19 protein-coding genes are annotated in these 24683 nt (G+C 72.3%); 6 read left to right on the forward strand and 13 right to left on the reverse strand.

The genetic code is table 11. The features are described 5' to 3' along the window. Positions 1 to 19: 19 nt before the first annotated feature. The 7 genes from treZ to treY all read right to left on the reverse strand — a co-directional run bounded on the left by treZ (position 20) and on the right by treY (position 8682). The gene (gene treZ / locus BDW27_RS06405) at positions 20 to 1828 is read right to left on the reverse strand and encodes a malto-oligosyltrehalose trehalohydrolase (RefSeq protein ID WP_110048590.1); all 1809 of its coding nucleotides are present in this window, start codon (positions 1826 to 1828) and stop codon (positions 20 to 22) included. 88 nt (positions 1829 to 1916) lie between these two features. After that, positions 1917 to 2765 carry a putative RNA methyltransferase gene (locus BDW27_RS06410; protein WP_110048591.1) on the reverse strand — a complete coding sequence of 283 codons (849 nt, stop codon included), beginning with the start codon at positions 2763 to 2765 and terminating at the stop codon, positions 1917 to 1919. A gap of 79 nt (positions 2766 to 2844) precedes the next feature. Then, entirely contained in the window at positions 2845 to 3297 is a 453-nt protein-coding gene (locus BDW27_RS06415) for a thioesterase family protein (RefSeq protein WP_110048592.1), read from the reverse strand. After that, positions 3294 to 4283 (reverse strand): 3-hydroxyacyl-CoA dehydrogenase NAD-binding domain-containing protein, encoded by a 990-nt coding sequence (locus BDW27_RS06420; RefSeq protein WP_110048593.1) that lies wholly within the window; start codon positions 4281 to 4283, stop codon positions 3294 to 3296. Before BDW27_RS06420 ends, BDW27_RS06415 begins: the two co-directional genes overlap by 4 nt. 29 nt (positions 4284 to 4312) lie before the next feature. Further along, a complete protein-coding gene (locus tag BDW27_RS06425) occupies positions 4313 to 5212 on the reverse strand; it encodes a 3-keto-5-aminohexanoate cleavage protein (protein WP_110048594.1) in 900 nt (299 codons plus the stop codon). 52 nt (positions 5213 to 5264) lie between these two features. Beyond that, positions 5265 to 6146 carry a TetR/AcrR family transcriptional regulator gene (locus tag BDW27_RS06430; protein WP_110048595.1) on the reverse strand — a complete coding sequence of 294 codons (882 nt, stop codon included), beginning with the start codon at positions 6144 to 6146 and terminating at the stop codon, positions 5265 to 5267. 166 nt (positions 6147 to 6312) lie between these two features. Further along, a complete protein-coding gene (gene treY, locus BDW27_RS06435) occupies positions 6313 to 8682 on the reverse strand; it encodes a malto-oligosyltrehalose synthase (RefSeq protein ID WP_110048596.1) in 2370 nt (789 codons plus the stop codon). A 301-nt stretch (positions 8683 to 8983) separates the two neighbouring features. On the opposite strand from treY, the gene pstS reads away from it, so the two are divergent. Next, the gene (gene pstS, locus BDW27_RS06440) at positions 8984 to 10123 is read left to right on the forward strand and encodes a phosphate ABC transporter substrate-binding protein PstS (protein ID WP_110048597.1); all 1140 of its coding nucleotides are present in this window, start codon (positions 8984 to 8986) and stop codon (positions 10121 to 10123) included. Positions 10124 to 10286: 163 nt separating this feature from the next. Here pstS and BDW27_RS06445 read toward each other — a convergent pair whose 3' ends face one another. The 5 genes from BDW27_RS06445 to BDW27_RS06460 all read right to left on the reverse strand — a co-directional run bounded on the left by BDW27_RS06445 (position 10287) and on the right by BDW27_RS06460 (position 16662). Next, entirely contained in the window at positions 10287 to 11954 is a 1668-nt protein-coding gene (locus BDW27_RS06445; protein ID WP_233515656.1) for a glycosyltransferase, read from the reverse strand. 192 nt (positions 11955 to 12146) lie between these two features. After that, positions 12147 to 12323 carry a hypothetical protein gene (locus BDW27_RS27405; RefSeq protein WP_017543491.1) on the reverse strand — a complete coding sequence of 59 codons (177 nt, stop codon included), beginning with the start codon at positions 12321 to 12323 and terminating at the stop codon, positions 12147 to 12149. Positions 12324 to 12412: 89 nt separating this feature from the next. Further along, positions 12413 to 13414 (reverse strand): C40 family peptidase, encoded by a 1002-nt coding sequence (locus BDW27_RS06450; RefSeq protein ID WP_110048599.1) that lies wholly within the window; start codon positions 13412 to 13414, stop codon positions 12413 to 12415. Between the two features lie 479 nt (positions 13415 to 13893). Continuing rightward, entirely contained in the window at positions 13894 to 15792 is a 1899-nt protein-coding gene (locus tag BDW27_RS06455; protein ID WP_110048600.1) for a S9 family peptidase, read from the reverse strand. A 408-nt stretch (positions 15793 to 16200) separates the two neighbouring features. Beyond that, a complete protein-coding gene (locus tag BDW27_RS06460; protein ID WP_026129057.1) occupies positions 16201 to 16662 on the reverse strand; it encodes an Rv3235 family protein in 462 nt (153 codons plus the stop codon). A 154-nt stretch (positions 16663 to 16816) separates the two neighbouring features. Here BDW27_RS06460 and BDW27_RS06465 point away from each other — a divergent pair, with 154 nt between their 5' ends. The 5 genes from BDW27_RS06465 to BDW27_RS06485 all read left to right on the forward strand — a co-directional run bounded on the left by BDW27_RS06465 (position 16817) and on the right by BDW27_RS06485 (position 23805). Then, positions 16817 to 17629 carry a glycerophosphodiester phosphodiesterase gene (locus tag BDW27_RS06465; RefSeq protein WP_026129058.1) on the forward strand — a complete coding sequence of 271 codons (813 nt, stop codon included), beginning with the start codon at positions 16817 to 16819 and terminating at the stop codon, positions 17627 to 17629. Positions 17630 to 17638: 9 nt separating this feature from the next. Further along, a complete protein-coding gene (locus BDW27_RS06470; RefSeq protein WP_110048601.1) occupies positions 17639 to 19036 on the forward strand; it encodes an MFS transporter in 1398 nt (465 codons plus the stop codon). A gap of 76 nt (positions 19037 to 19112) precedes the next feature. Continuing rightward, positions 19113 to 22121, forward strand: a complete 3009-nt coding sequence (locus tag BDW27_RS06475; RefSeq protein ID WP_110048809.1) for a DEAD/DEAH box helicase — start codon at positions 19113 to 19115, stop codon at positions 22119 to 22121. Continuing rightward, positions 22118 to 22897, forward strand: a complete 780-nt coding sequence (locus BDW27_RS06480) for a hypothetical protein (protein ID WP_110048602.1) — start codon at positions 22118 to 22120, stop codon at positions 22895 to 22897. The genes BDW27_RS06475 and BDW27_RS06480 overlap by 4 nt, the downstream gene beginning before the upstream one ends. 71 nt (positions 22898 to 22968) lie before the next feature. Continuing rightward, the gene (locus BDW27_RS06485; RefSeq protein WP_110048603.1) at positions 22969 to 23805 is read left to right on the forward strand and encodes an SAM-dependent methyltransferase; all 837 of its coding nucleotides are present in this window, start codon (positions 22969 to 22971) and stop codon (positions 23803 to 23805) included. Between the two features lie 13 nt (positions 23806 to 23818). Here BDW27_RS06485 and BDW27_RS06490 read toward each other — a convergent pair whose 3' ends face one another. Beyond that, the gene (locus BDW27_RS06490) at positions 23819 to 24658 is read right to left on the reverse strand and encodes an isocitrate lyase/phosphoenolpyruvate mutase family protein (RefSeq protein WP_110048604.1); all 840 of its coding nucleotides are present in this window, start codon (positions 24656 to 24658) and stop codon (positions 23819 to 23821) included. Positions 24659 to 24683: the final 25 nt, after the last annotated feature.

Raw genomic sequence — 24683 nt, forward strand, 5'->3', positions numbered from 1 at the left:
GCCCGTGAGCCGATCCGGCTCAGGTTCGCAGGACCGCGAAGGCCGCGCCCGGCAGGGTGACCGTGCTCCCGCTGACCCTCGTCCGCCCCTGCTCCAGCAGCACCTCCCGGGGCTGCGCCGTCAGCTCCACCTTGGTCTCCTCGGCTCCGAGGTTGCAGACCAGGCGTAGGGACCCCCGGGTCAGGGTCAGGGTGCGCCCGTCCTCGCTCGCGTCGACGCCGAACCGGTCCAGTCGCGGGTCGGCGAGTTCGGGTTCGGCCCGGCGCAGGGCGATCAGGGACCGGTAGGTCTCCAGAACGCGCGCGCGTGCCCCGTGTTCGGCCTCGGACCAGTCCAGCACCGCGCTGTCGCGGGTGGCCGGGTCCATGGGGTCGGGGACGTCCTCCTCCGCCCAGCCGAGGGCGGCGAACTCGCGCCTACGCCCCTCGCGCACGCCTTCGGCCAGGGCGGGGTCGGTGAAGGAGGCGAAGAACGGCCAGGGGGTCGTGGCCCCCCATTCCTCCCCCATGAAGATCATCGGGGTGTAGGGGGAGCAGAGGACGATGGCGGCGCCGCAGGCGAGCAGGTCCGGTGGGACGTGCTCGCCCATGCGGTCGCCCCGGGCGCGGTTGCCGATCTGGTCGTGGGTGCTGAGGTAGCCGAGGAACCTGCTTCCTGGGATCCGCGCGGTGTCGACCCGGGCCCCGTGGTCACGGCCCCGGAAGGTGGAGTGGGTCCCGTCGTGCCAGAAGACCCGGCGGAGCGTCCGGGCGAGCACCTCCGGCCCCTCGAAGTCGGCGTAGTAGCCGTGGTTCTCACCCGTGAGGGCGACGTGCAGTGCGTGGTGGAGGTCGTCCGACCACTGCGCCGTCATGCCGAGGCCTCCGGCCTCCCGGGCCAGGACCGTGCGCGGGTCGTTGCGGTCGGACTCGGCGATCAGGGACAGCGGGCGCCCCAGACCCGCGGCCAGTGCGTCGACCTCGGCGGAGAGTTCGGCGAGCAGGGGGACGGCGCGGTCGTCGCGCAGCGCGTGGACAGCGTCCAGGCGGAGGCCGTCCAGGTGGTAGTGGCGGAGCCAGTCCAGAGCGCCGTCGATGATCAGTCGCCGGACCGGGTCGGAGTCGGGGCCGTCCAGGTTGAGGGCGGGGCCCCAGATGTTCTCCCCGGAGAAGTAGGGGCCAAAGCGCGGCAGGTAGGCGCCGGAGGGGCCGAGGTGGTTGTAGACGACGTCCAGGAGGACGGCCAGGCCGCGGTGGTGGCAGGCGTCGACGAACCCCTTGAGCGCGTCGGGGCCTCCGTAGGGTTCGTGGACCGTGGACCACAGGACCCCGTCGTACCCCCAGCCGCGGGTGCCGTCGAAGGCGTTGAGCGGCAGGAGTTCGACGTGGGTGACGCCGAGTTCGGCCAGGTGGTCGAGGCGCTCGATGGCGGAGGTGAGGGTGCCCTCGGGGGTGAAGGTGCCGACGTGGAGCTCGTAGACGACAGCCCCGGCGAGTGGTCGGCCGGTCCAGACGGGACGGGCGGTGTCGGACCACGCGTACGCGGTGTGGTCGTGGACCCGGCTGGGGGCGTGCACGCCCTCGGGCTGCCAGAGGGAGCGGGGGTCGGGCAGGGGGCGGGGGTCGTCGTCGAGGAGGTAGGCGTAGTCGGATCCGGGACCGGCGCCCTCCACCCACGCGTGCCACCATCCGTCCGCGGCGCGTTCCATGGGGTGGTCGGCGCCGTCCGCGCGCACGCGTACGCGACGGGCCCACGGTGCCCAGACGGAGAAGTCACCGTGGACGCCGCGTCCGGGGGTGACGGGCGGAGCGGGAAGGGACGGGACGGGGTGCGCGGCCGGTTCGTTCACGGGGGTGGCCTACCCAGGTGGCCCGGACGCCACGCTGAGCGTGGGGTGGAGGGTGCGGTCCGGATCCGGCGCTTTCCGCCCCGGCCCGCTACTCGGATCTGCGGTAGGTCTGGACGCGGACCGAGGCCGTGGTGGTGAAGGGGTCCGGGAGGGCCGCCAAGCGGGCCCTCAGCTCCTCGGGGGTGACGTGCCTGGCGCTGGGGCCCATCCCCACCACGGTCAGCACGTCCTCGTGGGCCAGCTCCATGGTGAAGCGCAACTCACGGGTGGCGATGTGGTCGAAGTGGCCCCCCAGGCTGTCGGCCAGGCGTTCGTCCTTGCGCGGGTCGACGTCGAGCAGGCCCAGGGCCTCGCGGGGTTCGCGGAGGTGGTCGGGGGCCGGGGTGACGACCAGCAGGACCCCGGCGGGCTGGAGGACGCGGTGGAACTCTGCGGCGTTGCGGGGGGCGAAGACGTTGATCAGGGCGTCGGCGGTGTGGTCGGCCAGGGGCAGGCGGCGCCAGGAGTCCGCGGTGACCGCGCCGCTGCGGGGGTGCGCTCTGGCGGCCCTGCGCGCGGCGAACTTGGAGACGTCGGTGGTCAGGCCGACCGCGTCGGGGAGCGCGGTGAGGACCTGGGTGAGGTAGTGCCCGGTGCCGCCGCCGACGTCGACGATGACGCGGCGTTGCGCGAGCTCCTCTGCCAGGGCCCGGCCGATGGGGTCGTAGTGCCCCTGCTCCTGGAAGCGCTGCCGGGCGGCGACCATGTCCCTGCTGTCTCCGGACCCGGGCGGGGTGGCGCCGGTGAGCAGGCTCGCGTAGCCCTCCCTGGCGACGTCGAAACTGTGGCCGTGGGCGCAGGAGAGCCCCTGGTCCAGGGGGCGCGCGCAGACGGGGCAGGTCAGGGAGGCCGCCAGGGAGGCGGGCATGCGCAGCAGGGGGCCGGTCTTGTTCGTCATGATCGCGGTCAGCCTACCGTCTGACCAGGGTGGGGCCCGTCGTACTCCCGCGTCCGCCGACGGGACCCCCTGGCTGCGGCTACGGGCCGACGGACCGGCCCGCGTAGTCGGGGGCGGGCTCGGCGAGCGCCGCGAGGTTCGCGGCGACCCCCTCGGGCAGGGGCACCGTCCGTCCCAGGGCCTGGTCGACGTGGAGTGCCATCAGTTCCTCGGTCGCCGCCAGGACGTCCCCGACCCACATCTCGTGGCAGATCCGCACCTTCTTGGCGCCAGGGCGCTCCGGCCCCGGACCGACCACCCGGGTGCGGATCTCGACCTCGGCGTCCGCCGTGACCTCGTTCAGGTACCGCACGTGCGCCTCCACCGTGTACAGCGAGCAGCCGGACGCGTCACGGTAGGCGGCGTCGAGGCCGACCCGGTCCATCAGCGCGTCCGTGGCGAACCCGAAGACCAGGACGTAGTAGGCCTCGCTGAGGTGGCCGTTGTAGTCGATCCACTCGGGTCGCAGCCGCTGGGTGAGTGTCGTGCTCACGCGGCCTCCCCGTTCCGCTCGGCGGCCTCCGCCCGTTCGACCTCCTCCAGCGCGCGGGCCACCGCGATCAGGCGGCGGTCGCGTTGGGCGATCAGTTCGGCGGTGGAGCGCCCGGCCACGACCTCGTCGGTGCCCGCGACCATGCGGTCCCGCAGGTCCTCGGTGAGTTCGGGCGCCTCCAAGCGGGTCCACGGCGACTTCAGGGACGGGCCGAAGTGGTCGAGCATGTGCGCCATCCCGCCCTCTCCCCCGGCCAGGTGGAAGGTCAGGCAGGGTCCGAAGAAGGCCCAGCGCAGCCCTGGTCCGCTGGTCATCGCCTGGTCGATCTGCTCGACGGTCGCCTCGCCCTCGGCGACCATGTGCAGGGCCTCGCGCCAGGCGGCCTCCTGGATGCGGTTGCCGATGAACCCGGGGAGCTCCTGGTCCATGCTGATCACGGACTTGCCCGCCGCGCGGTAGAAGTCCGAGGCCCAGTCGACGGCCCAGCGCTCGGTGCGCTCACCGCCGACGACCTCGACCAGGGGCACCAGGTAGGGCGGGTTGAAGGGGTGACCGACGACGAGCCGTTCCGGTGTCGCGGCCGCCACCTGCATCTCGCTCATGCTGTAGCCGGAGGTGGACGAGGCGATGACCACGCCCTCCGGGGTGGCGGCGTCGAGTTCGGCCAGCAGGTCGATCTTGAGGTCGAGGCGCTCGGGAGCGCTCTCCTGCACGAAGTCCGCCTCCGCGACGGCCTCGGCCAGCGTGCCCACCACGCGCAGGTTCTCCATGGAGGCGCCTTCGGCCAGGCCCAGTTCCTCCAGGGCGGGCCACGCCGAGGTGACCAGCCCGCGCAGCTTGCTCTCGGCGTCGGGGGCGGGGTCCCAGGCGACCACCTGGTAGCCGCGCCCCAGGTAGTGGGCGACCCAGCCGCCGCCGATCACGCCCGCTCCGACGCAGGCGACCGTCCGCACAGTCTCGGGGGTGGTTCTCGCGTTCTCCGTCATCGTGCTTCTCCTGTCGGGGGTCGGGGGTGCTAGGACGCGCTGCGCAGCTGGAGCATGGCGCGGGCCTCGTCCGGTGTGGCCACCCGGGCGCCGAGCTGCTCGATGATGGAGACGGCCTTCTCCGTGAGCTGGCCGTTGGTGGCCTTCACTCCGCGACTGAGGTACAGGTTGTCCTCCAGGCCCACTCGGGCGTGCCCGCCGAGCAGCACCGACTGCGCCACCCACGGCATCTGCTTGCGGCCGATGGAGAAGCTCGCCCACTGCGCGCCCGCCGGGAGCAGGTTCACCATCGACTGGAGCACGCCCGGGTCCGAGGGAGCCCCGTAGGGAATGCCGGTGCACAGCTGGAACATCGACGGGTCGTCGATGAGGCCCTCGGCGTGCATCGTCTTGGCGAACCACAGCTGGCCGGTGTCGAAGATCTCCAGCTCCGGGCGGACCCCCAGCTCCTGGATGCGCTTGGCGCCCGCGCGCAGCATGTCCGGGGTGGAGATGTACACCTGGCTGCCGTCCCCGAAGTTGAGGCTTCCGCAGTCCAGGGTGCAGATGTCGGGCAGCAGCTCCTCCACGTGCGGCAGGCGGTCCAGCCCGTTGACGAGGTCCGTGCCCTCCTCGAACAGGAGCGGGTCCTCTTGGCCGATCACCAGGTCACCGCCCATGCCCGCCGTGAGGTTGATGACGATGTCGACGCCGGTCTGGCGGATGCGGTCGACGACCTCCCGGTAGAGGGCGTTGTCGCGGGAGGGGGCGCCCGTCTCGGGGTCGCGGACGTGGATGTGCACCACGCTGGCGCCCGCCTCGGCGGCCTCGACGGCGGCGGCGGCGATCTGCCGGGGGGTGACCGGGACGTGCTCGCTCCGGCCGACGGTGTCCCCCGCACCGGTGAGGGCGCAGGTGAGGATGGGTGTGGGGTTCATGAGGTCGCTCAAGGCGGGGCTCCGTCTCTGGGCGTGTGCGGTGGTGGTGCGGGTACGGGGCGTCTCACCCGAGGACGTCTCGGTCGATGACCGAGCGCAGGGTGTGACGCATGTGGTCGACGGACCGTCCGGGCATCCCGGTCATGACCTGGATGCCCAAGCCGTCGATGAGGGCGGTGAGGCGTCTGGTCGTCTCCTCGACGTCGAGGTCGCCGAAGGTTCCGTTCTCCTTCCCCTCACGGAGGGTGCGGGCGATGGTCTCGTGCCAGCGCCGGTAGGAGTCGGCGTGCAGCTCGCGCATCTGGGGGTCCAGTGCGGCGGCCGTCCACACCTGGAGCCAGATCGACCACTCCAGGCGCAGGCGGTCCGATCCGGGCAGCTGGAGCTCGATGAGCTGGAGCAGGCGCTCGTACGGGTCCTCGATGGTGTGCAGCCCGGCGACCTGGCGGTCGAACGCCTGCTTGACCGAGTGGCGCAGCGCCTCCACGAGGAGGTCGTTCAGGGTCGGGAAGTGGTAGTGGACGGTGGCGCTGGAGGTGCCACAGGCCTGGGCGACCTGGGCGACGCGCACCGAGTGGTAACCGTGCTCCGCGATGAGGGTCCAGGCGGCCTCGATGATCTGGAGACGCCGGTTGTGCTCCCGGGCGGCCTTCGGGTGGTCCGCCAGACTCGCGGACGGCGGTCTGACCGCCGACGAGTCGCGCGGAGCCGCCGAGACCGTCTCGGCGTCGTCCTCACCGTTGATGAGCCAGTTGACCGTCACCCCGGTCTCGTCGGCGATACCGGCCAGTTCCAGGGCGGTGAACCGCCGGGTGCCGGTCAGTGACTTGGAGAGTTTGCTGGGCTCGATACCGAGTCTGGTCGCGAACTGCCGCTGGGAGAGACCGGATCGGCGGATCGCCTCCCGGGCCCTGCCGCGTACGTCGTCGACCACGTTGTCGTTCACGATGAGAACGTAACAACGCCATGGCGATTATCGCAACATGTGATCGAAAAACACTTCGCCGCCGACGCGTCGTCCCGACCACTCCGACCCGACCACAACCCCGTATGCGCAGGGACAATCGGTTCGGACGGCACACCTCGTCAGCCATGCGCAACTGACTGATTGATCAGTCAGTGAGCGAACCAACGGCGCCCCGCCTGACCAGGACCGCCACCGGGTAGTGGTCGAGGACCTCGGGAAGGCGGGCGGTGGTGAGGCCGTCCACGCGCTCCGGGGCGAGCGTGCGGCCGGTGAGGAGGTCGGTCCACTCCCCCGGTCCCGAGGGCAGCGGCAGCACGGTATCGGCCCAGCCCCCGGCGTCGGCCAGCGTCACCGGCAGTCGTGTGGCCACCACCGCCAGGGCGGGCTCGCGGGAGCCGCGCACCGCGCGGGCGAAGGCCAGGGCGTGCGCGGCGGACGGCCCCTGGGCGGCCAGGGGCAGGTACCCGGTCGGACGAAACTCCTCACGGGCGCGCAGGCACGTGCGAACCAGGTGGAGCTTGGCGGCGCCGGTCCCGTCCACGGGCGGACGCCACCCCTCTTCCAACCGGCCCAGGAGCGCGGCGCGGGTCTCGTGGTCCACGGGCCTGCGGTTGTCAGGGTCGACCAGGGACAGGTCCCACAGTTCGGTGCCCTGGTAGACGTCGGGCACGCCCGGCCCCAGCAGCTGGACGGCCTTCTGCCCCAGGGCGTTGCTCCACCCCGGCTCACGCAGGGACTCGGCCATGGCCCCGACCTCGGCGTACAGGTCGGCGTCGGCGCGCAGGCGCTCGGGCCAGGAGCGGACGCGGTCCTCGAAGTCGGTGTCCGGGGCGGTCCAGGACGTGCCGAGGCGGGCCTCACGTGCGGCCTTGAGCAGGTACTCGACCAGGCGTTCGTCGCTCAGGGGCCAGGCCCCGAGCAGGGTCTGCCAGCCGAGGAGGTCCAGCGCGGGCTCGGGCAGCGGTACGCGCGCGCCCCAACGGCGGACGGCGTCGGCGAACTCGGCGGGGATCTCCGACAGCACGGCCAGGCGGGCACGGACGTCCTCGGAGCGTTTGGTGTCGTGGGTGGAGAGCGCGGTCATGGTGAGGGGCTCGGCGGCCTCCCTGCGCAGGTTGGCCTCGTGGAAGGCCGCCGTGTCCACGCCGAAGCGGGCCGGTTCGCCGCCGACCTCGTTGAGGGCGACGAAGCGGGTGGCCCGGTAGAAGGCGGTGTTCTCGGTGCCCATGGCCACGACCATGCCGCTGGTCTGCTGGACGCGGCGGGCGGTCTCACCGTGGGGGTTGTCGCGAACGGTCCGGTCGAGGGTCTTCAGGACGGGTTGGAGGTCGGGGCGGCGTTCGGCGGCGGCGCGCACCGCGCGGGCCCAGGCGGGTTCGGCCTCGGGCAGGTAGGAGCGGTAGACATCGAAGGAGGCGAGGAGTTCGGTGACGGCCTCCTCGCTGCCCTCGGCGTCGGGCAGGGTCGCCACGATGCGGCGCACCTCCGCGCGCAGGAGTTCGTTGGCGGCGTGGGAGCGGGCCTGGTGGTCGACGGCGCCGGTGTCGGTGGGCACGCCGTGTTCGCGGGCCAGGGCGGTCAGGACGGGTTCGGCGTCGGGGTCGACGAACACCCCGCAGACCGTGCGCAGCGCGTCGTATCCCGTGGTCCCGGCGACCGGCCAGGAGGCGGGCAGGGACTCGCCGGGGGCGAGGATCTTCTCCACCACGATCCACCCGGGGAAGCGTTCGGCGAGACGGCGGAGGTAGCCGCCGGGGTCGCTGAGCCCGTCGACGTGGTCCACGCGCAGCCCGTCGACGCCCCAGCGCAGGATCTCGGCGTGGGTGGCGTCGAAGACCCCGGGGTCCTCCACACGGACGGCGGCGAGGTGGTCGACGTCGAAGAAGCGGCGGTAGTTGAGTTCGCTGTCGCCGCGCCGCCAGGAGACCAGACGGTAGTGCTGGCGTTCGTGCACGTCCGCCGGGTCGTCGCCGGGGGTGTACGTGCCCGGGGCCACGGGAAAGCGCTGGTCGAAGTGGACCAGGTCGCCGTCGGTGAGGGTGAGCTCGGACAGGGCGGCGCGGCCGTCGTCGCCGTCGTCGGCCAGGACCGGGACCAGGATCGGCCCGGAGCCGTGGTCGAGGTCGAAGCAGCGGGCGTACACGGAGTCGCGGCCGTGCCGGAGCACGTCCCACCACCACGGGTTGGCGTCGGGGCGGGCCACGGACATGTGGTTCGGAACGATGTCGACGACCACCCGCATCCCGAGCGCGTGCGCCCGGGCGACGAGGTCGGCTCGGGCGCGTTCTCCGCCCAGCGCCTCGGAGACGCGTGTGGCGTCCACCACGTCGTACCCGTGGTCCGACCCGGGAGTGGCGGCGAGGAGGGGTGACAGGTACACGGCGCCCACCCCGAGCCGGCGCAGCTGCTCCAGGAGTGCGGTCGCCTCGGCCAGGCCGAAACCGGGCCTCAGCTGGAGTCGGTAGGTCGAGGTGGGTGCCTGCTGCCGGTTCGGGTCGGTGCTGTGCGCGCTCATCACCCAGGACCACTGCCCGGTCGTTCGGCGTGTCATACATGCCCGATCCCACACGTGCCCGAGGGCCGGAACAAAGGACCTTCACCGGGCGAAAACGCCTCGTTCACCTCCCGTCCACCCGGAGTCCCCCGTACCGCCACGGACACGTCCGGTTCCGCACACACCCGCGTTGGGGAAGTCGGTCCGGCAATGGTTAAATTCATCGGCGGTGTTCCATCACCAGCGACGACGCGCCGGGTACCGGCGGCCCGTGGTCAAGACAACGAGGACCACCGACTCCGACGAAGGGGATAGAAGCAGCGTGCTCCCGTCCAACAAGCGCACCCGCACCCAGCGCCGTTCGAGCGCCCACCGGGGCGCGGCCTCGGCCGCGCTGGCCGGACTTCTTCTCGCGTCCACCGCCTGTGGCAGCGACGACGCCGTCCAGGGGGCGGGCCCGGCGGTCCCCGACGACCTGGAGTGCTTCTCGGGGAGCCTGCACGGCTCCGGGTCCAGCGCCCAGGAGAACGCGATGACGACGTGGATCGCGGGCTTCCAGTCGGCTTGCGAGGACGCGCGCATCTACTACGACTCGATCGGTTCGGGCGGCGGCCGCAACCAGTTCATCGACGGCGCGGTGACCTTCGCGGGAACCGACGCGGCCATGGACGCCGACGAGAACGCCGACGCCGTGTCGCGCTGCGGCGGTTCGGACACCATCAACCTGCCCGCGTACGTGGTGGCGATCGCGGTGGTGTTCAACCTGGACGGGATCGAGGACCTCAACCTGCGCCCGGACACCGTGGCGAAGATCTTCAACCAGGACATCACGCGCTGGAACGACCCGGAGATCGCCGAGGACAACCCCGACGCCGACCTGCCGGACCTGGCGATCACACAGGTCAACCGGGCCGACGACTCCGGGACGACGGAGAACTTCACCCGCTACCTGGCCGACGCCGCCCCCGACTCGTGGCCGCACGAGGCCGACGGACAGTGGCCGATCACCCCGCGTGAGTCCGCGCAGGGCAACAGCGGCATCGCCGACACGGTCTCGCGGGCCGACGGCGCGATCGGGTACGTGGAGATGTCCCACCTGCACGGCCTTCCCGCCGCGAGCATCGGTGTGGGCGACGAGTTCGTGGACATCTCGCCGGAGGCGGCCGCCAAGGTCGTGGCCGACTCACCGCGCCGCGAGGAGAACACGAGCGAGTACGACCTCGCGCTGGACCTGGACTACGGCACCACCGAGCCGGGCAGCTACCCGCTGGTGCTGGTCAGCTACGAGACCGTGTGCCTGGACTTCCCGGACCAGGGCGAGGCCGAGCGGGTCAAGGCGTTCCTGCGGTACGTGGTGAGCCCCGAGGGTCAGGAGGCGGCCTCCGAGGAGACCGACTCGACCCCGGTCAACGATTCCCTGCGTGAGGACCTGCTGACGTCCATCGAGGCGATCGGCTCCTAGGGCGGCACCTGCGTCCACGGGCGCGTCACCACGGTGGCGCGCCCGTCGCACGCGTACGATCCGGTACCTTACGTACTGTCCGGGTAGCGCTGGGTCACGTGTGATTTGCGAGCGCTGTGCGGTGCGACCGGGTCCGCCCGTCCGGGTCGGTGTCTTCCCCCACCTACCCGGTCGCGGCCGGGCCCCGGCCGGGGTCGTCCTCGTCGGGCATCTCGCGTCCGCAGGCCCGGCAGGCCCGGTACCAGAGTGAACGGATCCGGTGGCGGGGCCTGGCGCGGCGTCGCCCGCGCCACCAGCGCCCGCGTCTCTCCTCGTCCTCGTCGTCGCCCCCCGCGTCACCGGAACGGTCATCCGTGTCGACGGAATCGGTCGGGACCGGCCCCCGGAGCCCGACCGCCGCCCGGGGCGGCGGCGGGACCGAACGGTGCAGGGTGAGGTCGGTGAGGGTGCCCTCTCCTCCGTGGATGCGGTACCGGCCGTGGAGTTCGGCGACCACGTCGGCCAGGTCCTCCTCGTCGTCGCACACCCGCATGGCCCGGGCCAGGGCCCTGGTGCGCCAGAGCCGGACCCCGGCGTCGCGGGTGGGCGAGGCGGCCAGGAAGAGTTCGGTGAGCCCGGCACGGGCCCGTTCGGCGCTGGCCAGGAGCCGGGACAGGGCCAGTTCGCCCAGCCCCCAGGCGACGGGCACCTGGAGGAGGAACGGGGAGGGGAAACCGGTCCTGGGCGCGGTGGCGGCGAAGGAGATCCGTGGTTCCCGCAGGTAGTTGGCCTGGATCAGGCGCAGATCGATCTGGGGGCCGTCGAATCCTCCCGAGGCCGCCTCGGCGCCCTCCCAGTCGGCGACCAGCGTCACCGCGAGATCGGTCTCGGTGCCGTTGAGTAGCCGGTCCACGCAACCCCGGACGAGGTCGTAGGGGGCGCCGGACACGTCCACCACGGCGTGGACCAGCGGGGTGCGGCGGCGCGCCTCGGGGACCCGTTCACGGTAGGCGTGCGGATGCGGCATGAGTTCGGCCAGGACCGCGGTGCGGAAGCGTTCCGAGGGCAGGCGGGTACGGGCGGTGGAGGCCGGGCCCACGTGCCAGGCGGTGGCGGTGGGCTCGGGGACCATGACGGCTCCGGCCTGCCAGAGCCGGTAGCCGAACTCGGTGTCCTGGCCGAGGTCGAGGTCGGGATCAACGCCCCCGGCCGCTTCGTAGAGGCTGCGTCGTACCGCCGCCGCCGCGCCCAGGTAGGCGTGGAAGCCGAGGTGGTCCGCGTCGCGCAGGTCGTCGCTCTGGTCGAGCAGGTGCTCGATCCAGTCGTGGCGGCCCCCGGTGTCCAGGTCGTGGTGAAGGTCGCCGGAGCGGGCGGCGGCCAGGACCGCCCCGGGGCCGTGGGGGTCGGTGTCGGTGAAGCGGACGCGGCCGAGGGTGACGCACTCGGCGTGGGCGTGGTGCCAACGGGCCTGGGCCTCGACGAACTCGGGGCAGGCGACCATGTCGGCGTCCATCCACATGAGGATGTCGCCGGTGCTGGCGTGGGCTCCGTAGGCGCGGGCGTACCCGGCGCCCCATCCGCCGTCGGGCGCGGCGACCACGCGGCAGCGGCGGGGTCGGTGGTCCGGGAGCGCGAGCGGTGGCGCGGAGTGGTCGTCGACGACCACGACCTCGAAGAGGTGTTCGGGGTAGGTCTGCGCGGAGAGCGAGGCCAGCGCCAGGTCGAGGTGGGCCTGCCCGCCCCGCGCGGGGATGATGACGCTGACCGTGAGTTCGGGTGTCCAGCGGCCGGTTGCGGGTGGTGTCAGCGCGCTCCAGTCGTTGCGGAAGACGCGGGTCGCGACCCGTTCCACCCGGCCACGGTGCGACACCCCGTCGACATGAGACCCTACGTGCTTATTCAGTGACACAGAGTCACTATAGCGATGTTTCCCCACACAGAGTGAGTGTCGGCTCTCCTCGATGTGTCACCGAAGCGGGTTCCGGGCGTCACGAGGGAGTGGTCCGGACCGCACGGGGGCGCCGGAGCGGTCGGAGCGGAGGGGTCAGCGGCGCCGGTCGGAGGACTCGGACCGCAGCATGCGCAGGCCCAGCAGGACGACCCCGACGACCAGGGCGATCATCACTCCCCACACCAACAGGCCGACGATCACCGACAGCAGCCAGAACAGGGCGAAGACGACCGCGACACCCGCGGCGACCCTGAGAACGAGACGACCCATGCGCCGAAGGATACGCGGGCACCGCTTCGGGCGGAACCCCGGTCCACCCTCGGGGAGGACGGACCGGGGCGCACCGCGCACGGCGTTTCCTAGCCCGGACGGACGGCGCTGGTGAAGACACCGTCCCAGTAGGCGGCCAGCGAAACCTCCTCCAGCGGCTTGGACGGGTTCGACCCGTGGATCATCATCCCGTTGCCGGCGTAGATGCCCACGTGGCTCGGCGCCGAGACGTCGTAGAAGAACATCAGGTCGCCGGGCTGGAGCTGGTCACGCGAGACCGGGGTCCCGGCGTTGACCTGGTCGTAGGTGGTGCGCGGCAGGCTCACGCCCGCCTGGGCCCACGCGGCCTGGGTCAGACCGGAGCAGTCGTAGCCGTCGGGCCCGGTGCCGCCCCAGACGTAGGGCTTGCCGATCTGCGCGCGGGCGAAGTCCAGGACGGCCTGGACGTCACCGGAGACGGCGGCGGTCTCCGCGGCGGAGCCGCCGCCGGTGTCGGCGGCCTCGCCCACCGTCGGGTCGACACCGCCCAGACTCTCCAGGACAGCGGCCTGTTCCTCCAGCGCGGCCTCGCTCTGGGTCACGGCCTCCTCGGCGGCCTCCATGGACTGGGCCGCCGCCTGCTCGGTCGCCCCCGCCGCGTTGTACAGCTCCTCGGCGTTCTCGACCTCGGTCACGTAGTCGGCCAGGGTCGCCTGCTGCCCCTCGGACAGGTAGTCGAGGTCGGCGATGTTCTGGAGCGCGTTGTCGGCGTCCGCGCCGAACAGCACGCCCATCGAGCTGTGGGTGGCGCCGGTGTAGGCGCCCTGCACGATGACGGAGACCTGGCCGGACTTGGCGTCCAGCTCCTCCTCGGCGTCCTCCAGGCGTTCCTGGAGGTCCTCGAGTTCGGCCTCGGCCGCGGCGTGGTCCTCCTTGGCCTCGTTGAAGTCCGCGTTCAGCCCGGAGAGCTCCTCCTGGAGCTCCTCGTAGCGCTCACGGGCCTCCGACTCGGTCTGGTCGGCCAGGGCCACGCCGGAGGACAGGACCACGGCACCGAGAGCGACGAAGCCGACCGTCGTCAGGCGACGGGTGGGTTCGGGGTTGCGAGTCAAAGCACCGACTGCCTTTCTCCCACACCCGTTTACCGACACTCGGGCATCCCGAAGGCACGCCGAGGGACGGCGCGGGGATGCGTGGTGGGGGGATACCGGCGGCGACGGGAAGGGTCGCGGGAACTCGCCGGGCGTCGTGACGGCCCCCGCTCCTGGGACAAGGACAGCTGCTGAGCGGGGTGCAACGGCAGGTCGTACGCTGTCACCCTGGTGGTGACGAACTGGGGCGTTCCGACCTGGGGGAACACTAATTCATCCCCCGGACCCGAAGCGACCCTTTCGTTACTTGCCGATGGGCAACCCGGTCCTCCCGAACCGGGCACGCCCCGTCCCGGAACCCCGCCGGGGGCGCGGGTGGCGCTTCGTTCTTCCCGTGGACGTCGAGTCAAAACCGGACCAAGCGCGGACTTGACCGTGACGCGTCTCACTCCCGCACGGGGAAGGGGGTCGGACACCCGGGGGTGTCCGACCCGGCCGCGTCACAGGTGGCGGTCCCACCAGTCGAGGATCGCCTCGAATCGGGCCACCCGGTGGCTGGGCAGACCAGAGCGCGAGAGCTCGTGCCCCTCTCCCGGGAACAGCAGCATCTCGGCCTCGTGTCCCCGCTTCCTGAGCGCCACGAACAGACGCTGGGCCTGCTCCACGGGGCAGCGCCAGTCCTGCTCGGAGTGGATGATCAGGAACGGCTTGTCGATGCGGTCCGCGTGGCTGAGCGGGCTCTCCTCGGCCCAGGTCTCCGGCGGACCGTACAGCGGCTCCGGGAAGTACGCCCCGATGTCGGAGGACCCCTGGAAGCTGTCGATCGCGTTGACCGCGCGCTCACTGATGGCGGCGCGGAAGCGCTCGCCGTGGTGGGCCGCGATCCACGTGGTCATGAACCCGCCGTGCGAGCCGCCCATGACCCCCACCCTGGAGGCGTCCAGCCGGTCGTCCCCGAGGGCCTCGTCAAGGATGGCCAGGACGTCGACGGAGGTGGTGGCGCCCACCGAACCGATGACCGCCCGGCCGTGCTCCTGGCCGTAGCCCGACGAACCGCGCGGGTTGCAGTAGACCACCGCGTACCCGGCCGCTGCGTACACCTGGGTCTCGTCGAAGAGCTGCCAGCCGTACTGGGCGAACGGGCCACCGTGGATCATCAGCACCACCGGGTGCGGCCCCTCGCCCTCGGGCACCGCCAACCAGCCGTGGACCTCGTTGCCGTCCTCGGTGCGGGCGGTCAGCTCGGTCACCGGAAGCGGGTCCAGATCCTGGTCCGCGAACGAGGTCAGGGCCCGGGCGCCGTCCCCGGTGACCACGTACAGCTCGCCGCTGTGGCGCTCTCCGGCGGCCGCCACCACGGTGACCCCGCCCGCGTGGTCGAAGGAGGTCACCTGCACGCGACCGCCGAACAGCGTGGTGCGCACGCCGCCGGGGGTGACCAGGTACAGCTCGACCGCGCCCCGGTTCTCACCGGCGACGAGCACGCCCTCGTCGGTCACCTGGGTGCGCAGAGCCATGCGGGGGTCCTCGGTCCCGGTCAGCCTCCGAGGAGCCTCGGAGCCGTCGAAGGGCACCGACCACAGGCCCGTCACCCGCCCCACGAAGTCGTCGCGGTCCGGGCCGAGCTCGTCACCGAGGAAGTACACGGTGGCGCCGTCCTCGGACAGGCTCGCCGTCCCGGCGCCCAGGTCGCCCCGGGTGATCCGGCGCGGTTCGGCCCCGGCCTCGGGAAGGCAGGCCCACACGTCGCGGACCAGATCGGTGTCGCGCGTCCCGTGCAGGGAGGCGTCGAAGACCAGCCCCGTGCCGTCCGGGGTCCACGACGGGCGACCGTGGTCGGCGTCCCCCTCCGTGACCTGGACCGGCTCGCCCGTCTCACCCGACGGGTCGACGGGGGCACTGATGAAGACGTGCTGGCGGCGGTCGTTGGTGAACCCGAAGTCGTCACGGCGGTACTTCAGCGTGGTGATCCGGCGTGGCGGCTCCTGGTCCGGGGCTCCCTCCACGTAGCGGTTCTCCTCGGGCACCCGCGCGTTGTAGGCCAGGCGGGAGGAGTCGGGGCTCCACGTGAACGCTCCGGTGCCGAGCGGGTGGTCGGTGATCTTCCAGGGCTCGCCGCCGTCCGAGGGCAGGACGTGGATCTGGGGGCGTTTGTCCTCATCGGGGCGAAGGAAGGCGATCCAGCGACCGTCGGGCGAGAAGGCGGGGGCGCTGTCGCGCGTGCCCCGGGTGATCCTGCGGGCGGGTGCGGAGCCGTCGGTGGCAACGCTCCAGAGGGAACCGAGGTGGGCGTCCTCCTCCAGGTCGGGGCGGGACACGGCGAGGACCGCCAGGGCACCGTCCGGGGACAGTGACGGTGCGCTGAGGCTGTGCAGGCGAGCGATGTCAACGGGTTTCATACACGAGTGGCGGCCGCGCGCGGGCGCGGTCCGCCTTCTCCTTCCCATAAGTACGGGGATGCCGATGACCGAAGGCGCCCCCCGGTCAGGGGGTCATCCCACACGGACCCTATCGACGCGCGATCGGCCGCATCCATAGCTTTTGCACCATTGGTGCGTGTTCGAGCCGATCGGTACCCGTGGTCCGCGCGGGAGCCGCTCTCCCCCTCTCCCCCGCCGCACTTCGGCGACGCCGCCACACCCTCGACACCCGAGGTGCCCTGGAGCCCCCGCATGCGAGCACCGGGATCCACCGGTGGTCCTCCCCTCACCCACGAGCCGGTAGCCGTCCCCCACGATCAGGCCGGAAGGGCCCGGCGGCGGCCGCCGCCGGGCCACCCGCGCACCCGGGCCCCCAGCGCGCCCCCGTCAGCGGGTCCTGTCGGTCTCCAGGCGGGTGCAGACCCAGCGTTCTCCCTCGCGACGGAGACGGAAGGCGAACACCCGGGTACGGCTGTCGCAGGCGATCACGGCGCTGGCCTCCATCCCGCCCGCGCCGAGCGGCTGGTGGAACACCCGGGTCAGCCGGGGCGCCATCGCGCAGTGCACCGATCCGCGCAGGCGACGCAGCTCCTCCCGCACCGGGACCGTCACGTGGTTCCGCAGCACCTCCGGAGCCCGCCTGCCGACCAGGACCTCCGCCATCTGCTGCGCCAGCCGGTGCACGTCGCCGGGGGTCCGGTGGCCCGCCAGCGGGGACGCCGCGCACCGGCCCGAGGTCATCCCACGGCGCGGAGAGCGGGCGGGGGTCCGCACCGGTCGCCATGGATTGGCCGCGCCGCGGGCGCAGACCGGGTGCTGGCAGGGGTGGCGGTGAGAGGAGTGCGACATGAACGGATTCCTTCCGGGGGGACGACACCCTGACGCCCGTCAAGGAGCGGGCGGGCGCACTCCCGTGCCACCTGGCATTCCAGGTTTCTCACGACCGTCGACACGGCCGCCCCTCGGCGAGCGGCCCCACCTGGGAACCGTCATACTTCAAGACGTGACTCACGCGTACCTTTCCTCCCCCGTGCCCGTCGCCCTCGCCCACCGGGGCGGGTGGCTCACCGACGACCAGGGTGTGCGCCGCACCGAGCTGGAGAACACGGCGGTGGCCTTCCAACACGCCGTCGACCTGGGCTACACGTACCTGGAGACGGACGTGCACGCCACCAGCGACGGCGTGCTCATGGCCTTCCACGACCGCACCCTGGACCGCACCACCGACCGGGACGGCGCCATCTCCGCGCTCCCCCACCGGGAGGTCGCCCGGGCCCGGGTTGCGGGCAAGGAACCCGTCCCCCTCCTGGAGGATCTGCTCGGCGCCTGGCCGGAGGCACGCTTCAACATCGACCTCAAGGCGGACGGCGCCGTCCTTCCGCTTCTGGAGGTGCTCCGCCGCACCCAGGCGTGGGACCGCGTGTGCGTGGGCTCCTTCGACCAGAACCGCCTGGAGCGGGCCCGACGGATCTACGGCCCCCGCGTGGCCACCTCCTGCGGCCCCGTCGACGTGGCCCGCCTCCGGCTGGCCTCGCTCTCCCCGCTCCTGCGCCCCACCGCCAGCCGCACCCCGGTCTGCGCGCAGATCCCGATGAGCCACGGCGGTTTCCCGATCCTCAGCCGGGACGTGATCAGCGCCGCGCACCGGATCGGCATGCAGGTGCACGTCTGGACCGTCAACGAGCCCGAGGTGATGGAGCGCCTGCTGGACGCGGGCGTGGACGGCATCATCACCGACAACACCGTCGCGCTGCGCGAGGTTCTCCTCCGACGCGGCCGTTGGAACCAGCCCCCCAGAACCACGAAGATCGGATAGCCCCCCTCGATGTCCACCACACCCCCGCCTCCGGCGGCGGACAACTCCCCCGCGTCCGACCCCGCGCTGCGCAGACGCGAACAGCGCGGCTGGTACACCTACGACTGGGCCAACCAGGTGTTCATCACCTCGGTGGTCACCGTGCTCATCGGCCCCTACCTGTCGGGGCTGGCCTGTTCGGAGGCGGGTGCGGCCGGCGACTGCTCCCAGCCGGGCCTGGTGCTGTACCCGCTCGGGGTCGAGTGGTTCAGCCTGCACCCGAACTCCCTACACCCGATGGTCACCACGGTCGCCGGGCTCATCCTCCTGGTGATGCTGCCGGTCGTGGGAGCCCTGGCCGACCACACCCAGCACAAGAAGCGCTGGCTGTTCTGGCTGGCCGCCGCCGGTTCCCTGTGTGTCAGCTCGCTGTACTTCACCAGCGACTACCAGGTCGCCGTGCTGCTCTTCGTGGCGGGCAACACCTTCTACGGGATGTCCCTGGTGGTGTTCAACGCCTTCCTGCCGGAGATCGCCACGGCCGACGAACGCAACCGCGTGTCGGTGACGGGGTGGGCGATGGCCTACCTGGGCGGCGGTCTCCTCCTGGCCGCGCACATGGGCCTGCTCGCCTCCGCCGACACTCTGGGCGTCTCGGAGGGGCACGCGGTCCGCATCGCCTTCGCCTCGGTGGGCCTGTGGTGGTTCGTGTTCTCGGTGATCGGTATCCGTCTGCTGCGCAACCGCTACGGCAGGCTCGCGGCCGAGCCGGGTCCGCCGAGGTTGGGTGCGTCGCTGAAGCAGTACTGGCGCACACTGCGGGAGATGCGCCGATTCCCGAACACGCTGAAGTTCCTCATCGCGTTCGTGCTGTTCAACAACGGCATCCAGGCGGTCATCTACTTCGCGGGCAGCTTCGCCAGCCAGGACCTCAACCTGTCGTTGGCGATCCTGAGCGCCACCATCCTGCTCATCCAGTTCGTCGCCTTCGCGGGCGCGCTCCTCATGGGGTGGATCGGCCGCCGGTTCGGCACCAAGAACACCGTCCTGGCGAGCCTGGTCGCCTGGTGCGCCCTGGTCACCTGCGGCTACTACCTGCCGCCCGACGATCCGGTACTGTTCCTGCTCCTGGGCGCGGGCATCGGCATGGTGCTGGGCGGCACGCAGTCCCTCGCGCGGGCGCTGTACTCGCTGCTCATCCCGCGCGGGCACGAGGCGGAGTACTTCAGCCTGTTCCAGCTGGCCGACCGGGGCTCGGTGCTGCTGGGCGCGGCCTCGATCACCCTGGTCGTCAACCTGACCGGCGGGTTCCGTACCGCCATCTTCTCGCTGGTGGTCTTCTTCATCATCGGCGGTGTGCTGCTGTGGCGCACCGACCTGAGGAAGGGCATCGAGTCCGTGGGCAACACGGTGCCGAACAACCTCTGACCCGCACGTCCCGGAACGTCGTCGGCCCCGGTGATACTGGGTGCCGACGACGTTCGTGTTCGGTGCGGGGGGTGTGGTGCGGGTTCTGCACGCGGTGTGGTCCAGGGACACGCTGGTGCTCTGGGGAGAGGCCGAGGAGCGGGAAACCCCCGCCGCCCCGGCGACGGGGACCCACCCCGGCGCCGCCGGGGTGGAGGAGCTGCGCGCGATGGCCGCCAAGGCCGGGATCGACCCCGACTCCCCCGGCTCCGTCACTCCGGTCCTGTGGCTGCCGGGGACCCGGGAGGCCCCCGCCCCGTCCGACACCGACGACACCGCTCCCGCGGAGTTCCGCGCCTGGTCGGTCCCGGGGCTGGAGCTGTCCGCCGCTCGGGCCGACACCCTGCTGTCGGCGGCGGAGGCCCTCCCCGTGGCACTCGGCCCCGCCCTGACCCACCTGCGGGCGGTGCACACCCTCGCCGAAGGGCTGGTCCGAGCCGGATGCGTCCTGCCCGATCTGGTCGGCGACCCGCCCCGTGCCCGGTGGCGGCCCGCCCCCCTCGACACAGCGGAGGAGCACCTGTCCGCGCTCACCGCGGCGCTTCCCCCGGCTGCCGTCGCGCACCTGGCCCCCGAGGACCGTGGGGAGGCGCCCCGCCGGTGCGTGCTGGCCCCGCTCGAACTCCTCACCGACGCTGTCGCCCGGCGACTCGCCACGGCCGCGCCCGGAGCCCGTGGGGACGCGCGCCCGGACGCCGATGTACCAGCGGCCGCACGGCTGGCGTCCGCGCTCACCGGAGACCACTCCCGGGTGGACCCCGACACCGCCAGGGACCTGCGCGGCCCCCTGCGGGAGTGGCGGTCCCGGGTGCGCGGAGGCGGCCGGGCCCAGCTCCTCTTCGTCCTGCGCGAACCCGAACCCGAGAGCGCCCAGGGCGGTCCGCGTCCCTGGACGGTGGAGTTCTGGGTGCGTTCCACCACCGATCCCGGTCTGCGCCTGCCGCTGGAACAGGTGTGGTTGGGCGAGGGCGCCGCCTGGCTGCCCGAGGACGTCGCCACCACCGCCCTGGCCGACCTGCGCCGGGCCGCTCGCCACATGCCCGGTCTCCAGCGCGCTCTGGGCGACCTGGCCCCGACCCGCCTCACCATGGACACCGCACGGGCGCAGGCCTTCGTCGGGCAGACCGCCGCTCGACTCACCTCGGCGGGGTTCGGCGTGGTCCTGCCCGAGTGGAGCGGCCGCGGTGCCCTCACACTGCGCATGACGGTCAGCGAGGAACCGAAGCGGCGCGGGCGCGGCGGGGTGGGCCCCACCGAACTGGTCGATGTGTCCTTCGAGGCACTGTTGGGCGGCCCCGGAGCGCGGGAGCCACTGGACGGGGAGGAACTGGACGAGCTCGCCGAACTGGCCCGGCTCAAGCGCTCCCTGGTCCAGGTGCGCGGCCGGTGGATGGAGATGGACCCCGAACGCGTCGAGGCCGCCCTGGACCTGATGCGGCGGAGCGGTCGGGGCCCGATCCGCCGCGAGGAGGCGCTGCGGACGGCGATCGGCGCGGAGCCCACCCCGTTGCCTGTGGCCGACGTCGTGGCCGGAGGGCCGCTGGGCGCCCTGTTGGACGGCGGGGCCAAGGCCGCGCCCCGTCCCATGGGCGCCCCGCCCGGGTTCGAGGGGGCACTGCGCCCCTACCAGGACCGGGGTTCGGCCTGGCTGCGGTTCCTGGGCGAGCTGGGGCTGGGCGCGGTGCTCGCCGACGACATGGGGCTGGGCAAGACCGTGCAGCTGCTGGCCCTGCTCACCGACGAGCGCGCCGAGGGTCCGGCGCCCGGTCCGACCCTGCTGGTGTGCCCGGTGTCGCTGGTCGGCAACTGGCGCAAGGAGGCGGGGAAGTTCGCCCCGGGGCTGCGGGTGCACGTCCAGCACGGGCCGGACCGGCCGACCGGCAACGCGCTGGCGCGGATCGTGGGCGCCTGCGACCTGGTGGTCACCACCTACGGGGTGGTGACGCGCGACGCCGAGGAGCTGTCGGGGATGCCCTGGCACCGGGTGGTCTGCGACGAGGCCCAGGCGCTGAAGAACCATGCCACGGCGCAGGCGCGGGCGGTGCGTTCGCTGCCCGCCGCCACACGGATCGCGCTCACCGGGACCCCGGTGGAGAACAACCTGGGCGAGCTGTGGTCGGTGATGGAGTTCGCCAACCCCGGGCTGCTCGGGACGGCGGCCGACTTCCAGCGCGCGGTGGCCGACCGGGCCGAGGCGGAGGAGGGATCGGGCGAGGGCACTGACCTGGTGCGGAGGCTGACCGGGCCGTTCGTGCTGCGTCGCCTGAAGACGGACCGTTCGATCATCGCGGATCTGCCGGAGAAGCAGGAGATGCGTACCTGGTGCACGCTCACCCCCGAACAGGCCTCCCTGTACAAGGCGGTGGTGGACGACCTCGCCGAGCGGATGGCCGAGGCCGACGAGAAGGAGCGCAAGGGGCTGGTGCTGTCGTCCATGTCCCGACTCAAGCAGATCTGCAACCACCCGGCGCAGTTCCTCGGGGACGGTTCGGCGCTCGCGGGCCGGTCAGGCAAGCTCGACCGCCTGGAGTCGATCCTGGGCGAGGCGGTGGCCGAGGGCGACAAGGCGCTGTGCTTCACCCAGTACGCGCGCTGGGGTGAACGGCTGGCGCCCTACCTGCGGTCCCGGCTGGGCGTGCCCGTGCTGTGGTTGCACGGCGGCACCTCACGCGCCGACCGCGAGCGGATGACCGAGCACTTCCAGACGGTGGCGGGCCCGGTGGTGTTCCTGCTGTCGCTCAAGGCGGCCGGGACCGGACTGAACCTGACCGCCGCCAACCACGTGGTGCACGTGGACCGCTGGTGGAATCCGGCGGTGGAGAACCAGGCCACGGACCGGGCCTTCCGGATCGGTCAGCGCAGGAATGTGCAGGTACGCAAGCTGGTGTGCGTGGGCACCGTGGAGGAGCGGGTGGACGAGATGATCGAACGCAAGAGCGTGCTGGCCGACGGCGCGGTGGCCACCGGGGAGGGGTGGCTGGGCGGGTTGTCGGTGGAGGACCTGCGCGAGGTGGTGCGGCTGGCGCCGGAGGCGGTCTCGGGATGAGCTGGTCGGAACTGGTGAGCGGGGCCCTGGGAACGGTCGGTACCGATCCCGGGGCGGTGGAGCGGTTCTCCGTGCGGGCCGGTGAGGTGGGCGCCAGGGTCCGGGGGCACGAGGTGAGCCTGATCCGGACCGTGTGGGAGGGCGCGGACTGGGAGCGGGTGGGCGCGGCACTGGCCTCGCAGCCGCTGTTCCGGGCGCGTCTGCTCGCCGGTGAACTGCCCGAGGCCGCGGCACGGGTGTTCGCTCTGCTCGGCCTGGACCTGGTGCCGGAGGGGTGGGGAGGCCTGGTCGCGACGTGCTCCTGCGACCACTGGGACGGACGGTGCGCGCACCTGGCTGCGGTCGCGACCGCGCTGGGGGCCGAGGCCGACCGCGATCCCTTCGTGCTCACCCGATGGGCGGGCCGGGAACGGCGCGCGTTGGTGGAACTGGTCCGGACGCCGCCCATCGGCCCGAAGGTCCCCTCGGCCGGGGGCGCGCAGTTCGGGGAGGACGGGACGACGGACCATTCCCGGGAACTCAGTGAAACCGGAATCGACGTTTTCGCCGCCCAGGCACAAACAACCAATCCCCTTTCCCCTGCGGGCTTCTGGTCCCACCCCGTGACACCCCCGCCACCACCGCTGCCGGAGGGAATCGGAGACCGCGTGAGGGCCGTCGCCCCAGGGCGTGTCGCCGATCACCTGCCCGGTTTCGACCGTTCCGTGAAGCGCCATTCGGAGACGGAGCTGACCCGTGAGGTGTCCGATCGATTTTCTTGTGGAAAACGCCGGTAAGAACGCCGAAACACGGTTACGATTCGCCTGGAGATGACCCCGCACGACTAGTCCTGATTGGTACCTCTCCTATGGCCGATCGCTTCCCTCCACACCTCGACATGGACACTCCGAGCATCGCGCGGATGTACGACTACCTGTTGGGAGGGAAAGACAACTTCGAGGCGGACCGCAAGGCCTGTGAGTCGCTGGCCGAGGGCATCCCCGAACTCGTCGCCTTCGCCCGCGACAACAGGGCGTTCCTGGGCCGGGCCGTCGAGTGTGTGAGTGCCCGGGGGGTGGAGCAGTTCCTCGACCTCGGGGCCGGACTGCCCACGGGGGAGAACACCCACCAGGTGGCTCAGGCGATCAACCCGGGGGCGCGCGTCCTCTACGTGGACCACGACCCCATCGTGCTCGCCCACGGCCGGGCCCTGGTCACCGACAGCGCCGGGACGGCGTTCCTGGGAGCGGACGTCCGGGACGTCGACGACATCCTGAACTCCCCCGAGGCGGAGGGGCTGATCGATCCCGATCTTCCGGTGTGCGTCATGCTGGGCTCCCTGCTGCACTGCCTGCCCGACGAGAGCGACCCCTTCGGCCTGGTGCGCGGCCTGGTGGACCGGCTCGTCCCGGGTTCCTACGTGATCCTGTCCCACATCGTCTCGGACGACCACGCCGCGGGGGCGTGGATGACCGAGAAGATCCTGTCCTTCGGCACCCCCTGGGGTCGGGTGCGCGCCCCCGAGGAGGTGGCCACGGTCTTCGACGGGCTGGAGTTGGTCAGTCCCTGGACGGACGGGCGCGACCAGGGCCCACAGGCGGTGGACTGCGCCACCTGGCGCCATCCCGAGCGCGACCCGCTCTTCCGCCCTGACGACGCCGACACCAAGCGGTGGGAGATGGCCGGGGTCGCCTTCAAGCACTGATCCGGCGGGCCCGTCAGTCCCGGAGCCACCCGTCGACCTCGGACTTCGACACCGCCTCCGTCATCCGTGCGAAGGTCCCCCGATCCGCGACCTCCCCGGCCGCTGCCAGGGCACCGGCCAGCGCGGATCTCGACAGCCCCGAGCCGAGGCTGATCCGCCGGGCGCCCAGGGCACCCAACTCCGTCACGGACATCCCCGCCGCCGCCCCGGAGGCGAGCACGTTGACCGGGCGCTCCACCGAGGAGCACACGGCTCGGATGGCCTCGGCGTCCGGCAGCCCGGGAGCGAACAGGACGTCGGCCCCGGCCTCCTCGAAGGCTCTGAGCCGACGGATGGTGTCCGCGAGGTCCGGTCGGCCGTGGAGGAAGTTCTCCGCGCGGGCGGTCAGCGTGAACGGGAAGGGCAGGGTCCGTGCCGCCTCCACGGCCGCACGGACCCGCTCGACCGCCAGCTCGAACCCGTGGATCGGTGTGTGGGGGTCGGCGGTGGTGTCCTCCACCGAACCGCCCACGATCCCCGTGGCACCGGCCTCCGCGATGGTGCGGGCCACCTCCTCGGGGGCCTGCCCGAACCCGTCCTCCAGGTCCGCCGAGACCGGCAGGTCCGTGGCGGCCGCGATCACCGAGGCGTTGCGCAGGGTCTCCTCGCGCGAGACCAGGCCGGCGCCGTCCGCCCTTCCCAGCCCGTGCGCGAGTCCCGCGCTGGTGGTGGCCAGCGCCGCGAAGCCGAGCCCGCCCAGCAGCCGCGCCGACCCCGCGTCCCAGGCGTTGGCGATCACGAAGGGATCGGGCCCCCTGTGCAGCTCACGCAGCCGTTCGCCCCGGGCCGTCAGTTCCTGTGCGCTCTGGTCCATGCCCTCCCTTGTACACCAGGCCGCC

Source organism: Nocardiopsis sp. L17-MgMaSL7 (assembly GCF_003182025.1).
GTDB lineage: Bacteria > Actinomycetota > Actinomycetes > Streptosporangiales > Streptosporangiaceae > Nocardiopsis > Nocardiopsis prasina.

Coding starts and splice junctions, on each gene's coding strand:
- BDW27_RS06485 (WP_110048603.1), top strand. CDS start 22,969: ATGGCCGATCGCTTCCCTCCACACCTCGACATGGACACTCCGAGCATC.
- BDW27_RS06455 (WP_110048600.1), bottom strand. CDS start 15,792: ATGAAACCCGTTGACATCGCTCGCCTGCACAGCCTCAGCGCACCGTCA.
- BDW27_RS06480 (WP_110048602.1), top strand. CDS start 22,118: ATGAGCTGGTCGGAACTGGTGAGCGGGGCCCTGGGAACGGTCGGTACC.
- treY (WP_110048596.1), bottom strand. CDS start 8,682: ATGAGCGCGCACAGCACCGACCCGAACCGGCAGCAGGCACCCACCTCG.
- BDW27_RS06490 (WP_110048604.1), bottom strand. CDS start 24,658: ATGGACCAGAGCGCACAGGAACTGACGGCCCGGGGCGAACGGCTGCGT.
- BDW27_RS06470 (WP_110048601.1), top strand. CDS start 17,639: ATGTCCACCACACCCCCGCCTCCGGCGGCGGACAACTCCCCCGCGTCC.
- BDW27_RS06420 (WP_110048593.1), bottom strand. CDS start 4,283: ATGACGGAGAACGCGAGAACCACCCCCGAGACTGTGCGGACGGTCGCC.
- BDW27_RS06410 (WP_110048591.1), bottom strand. CDS start 2,765: ATGACGAACAAGACCGGCCCCCTGCTGCGCATGCCCGCCTCCCTGGCG.
- BDW27_RS27405 (WP_017543491.1), bottom strand. CDS start 12,323: ATGGGTCGTCTCGTTCTCAGGGTCGCCGCGGGTGTCGCGGTCGTCTTC.
- BDW27_RS06460 (WP_026129057.1), bottom strand. CDS start 16,662: ATGTCGCACTCCTCTCACCGCCACCCCTGCCAGCACCCGGTCTGCGCC.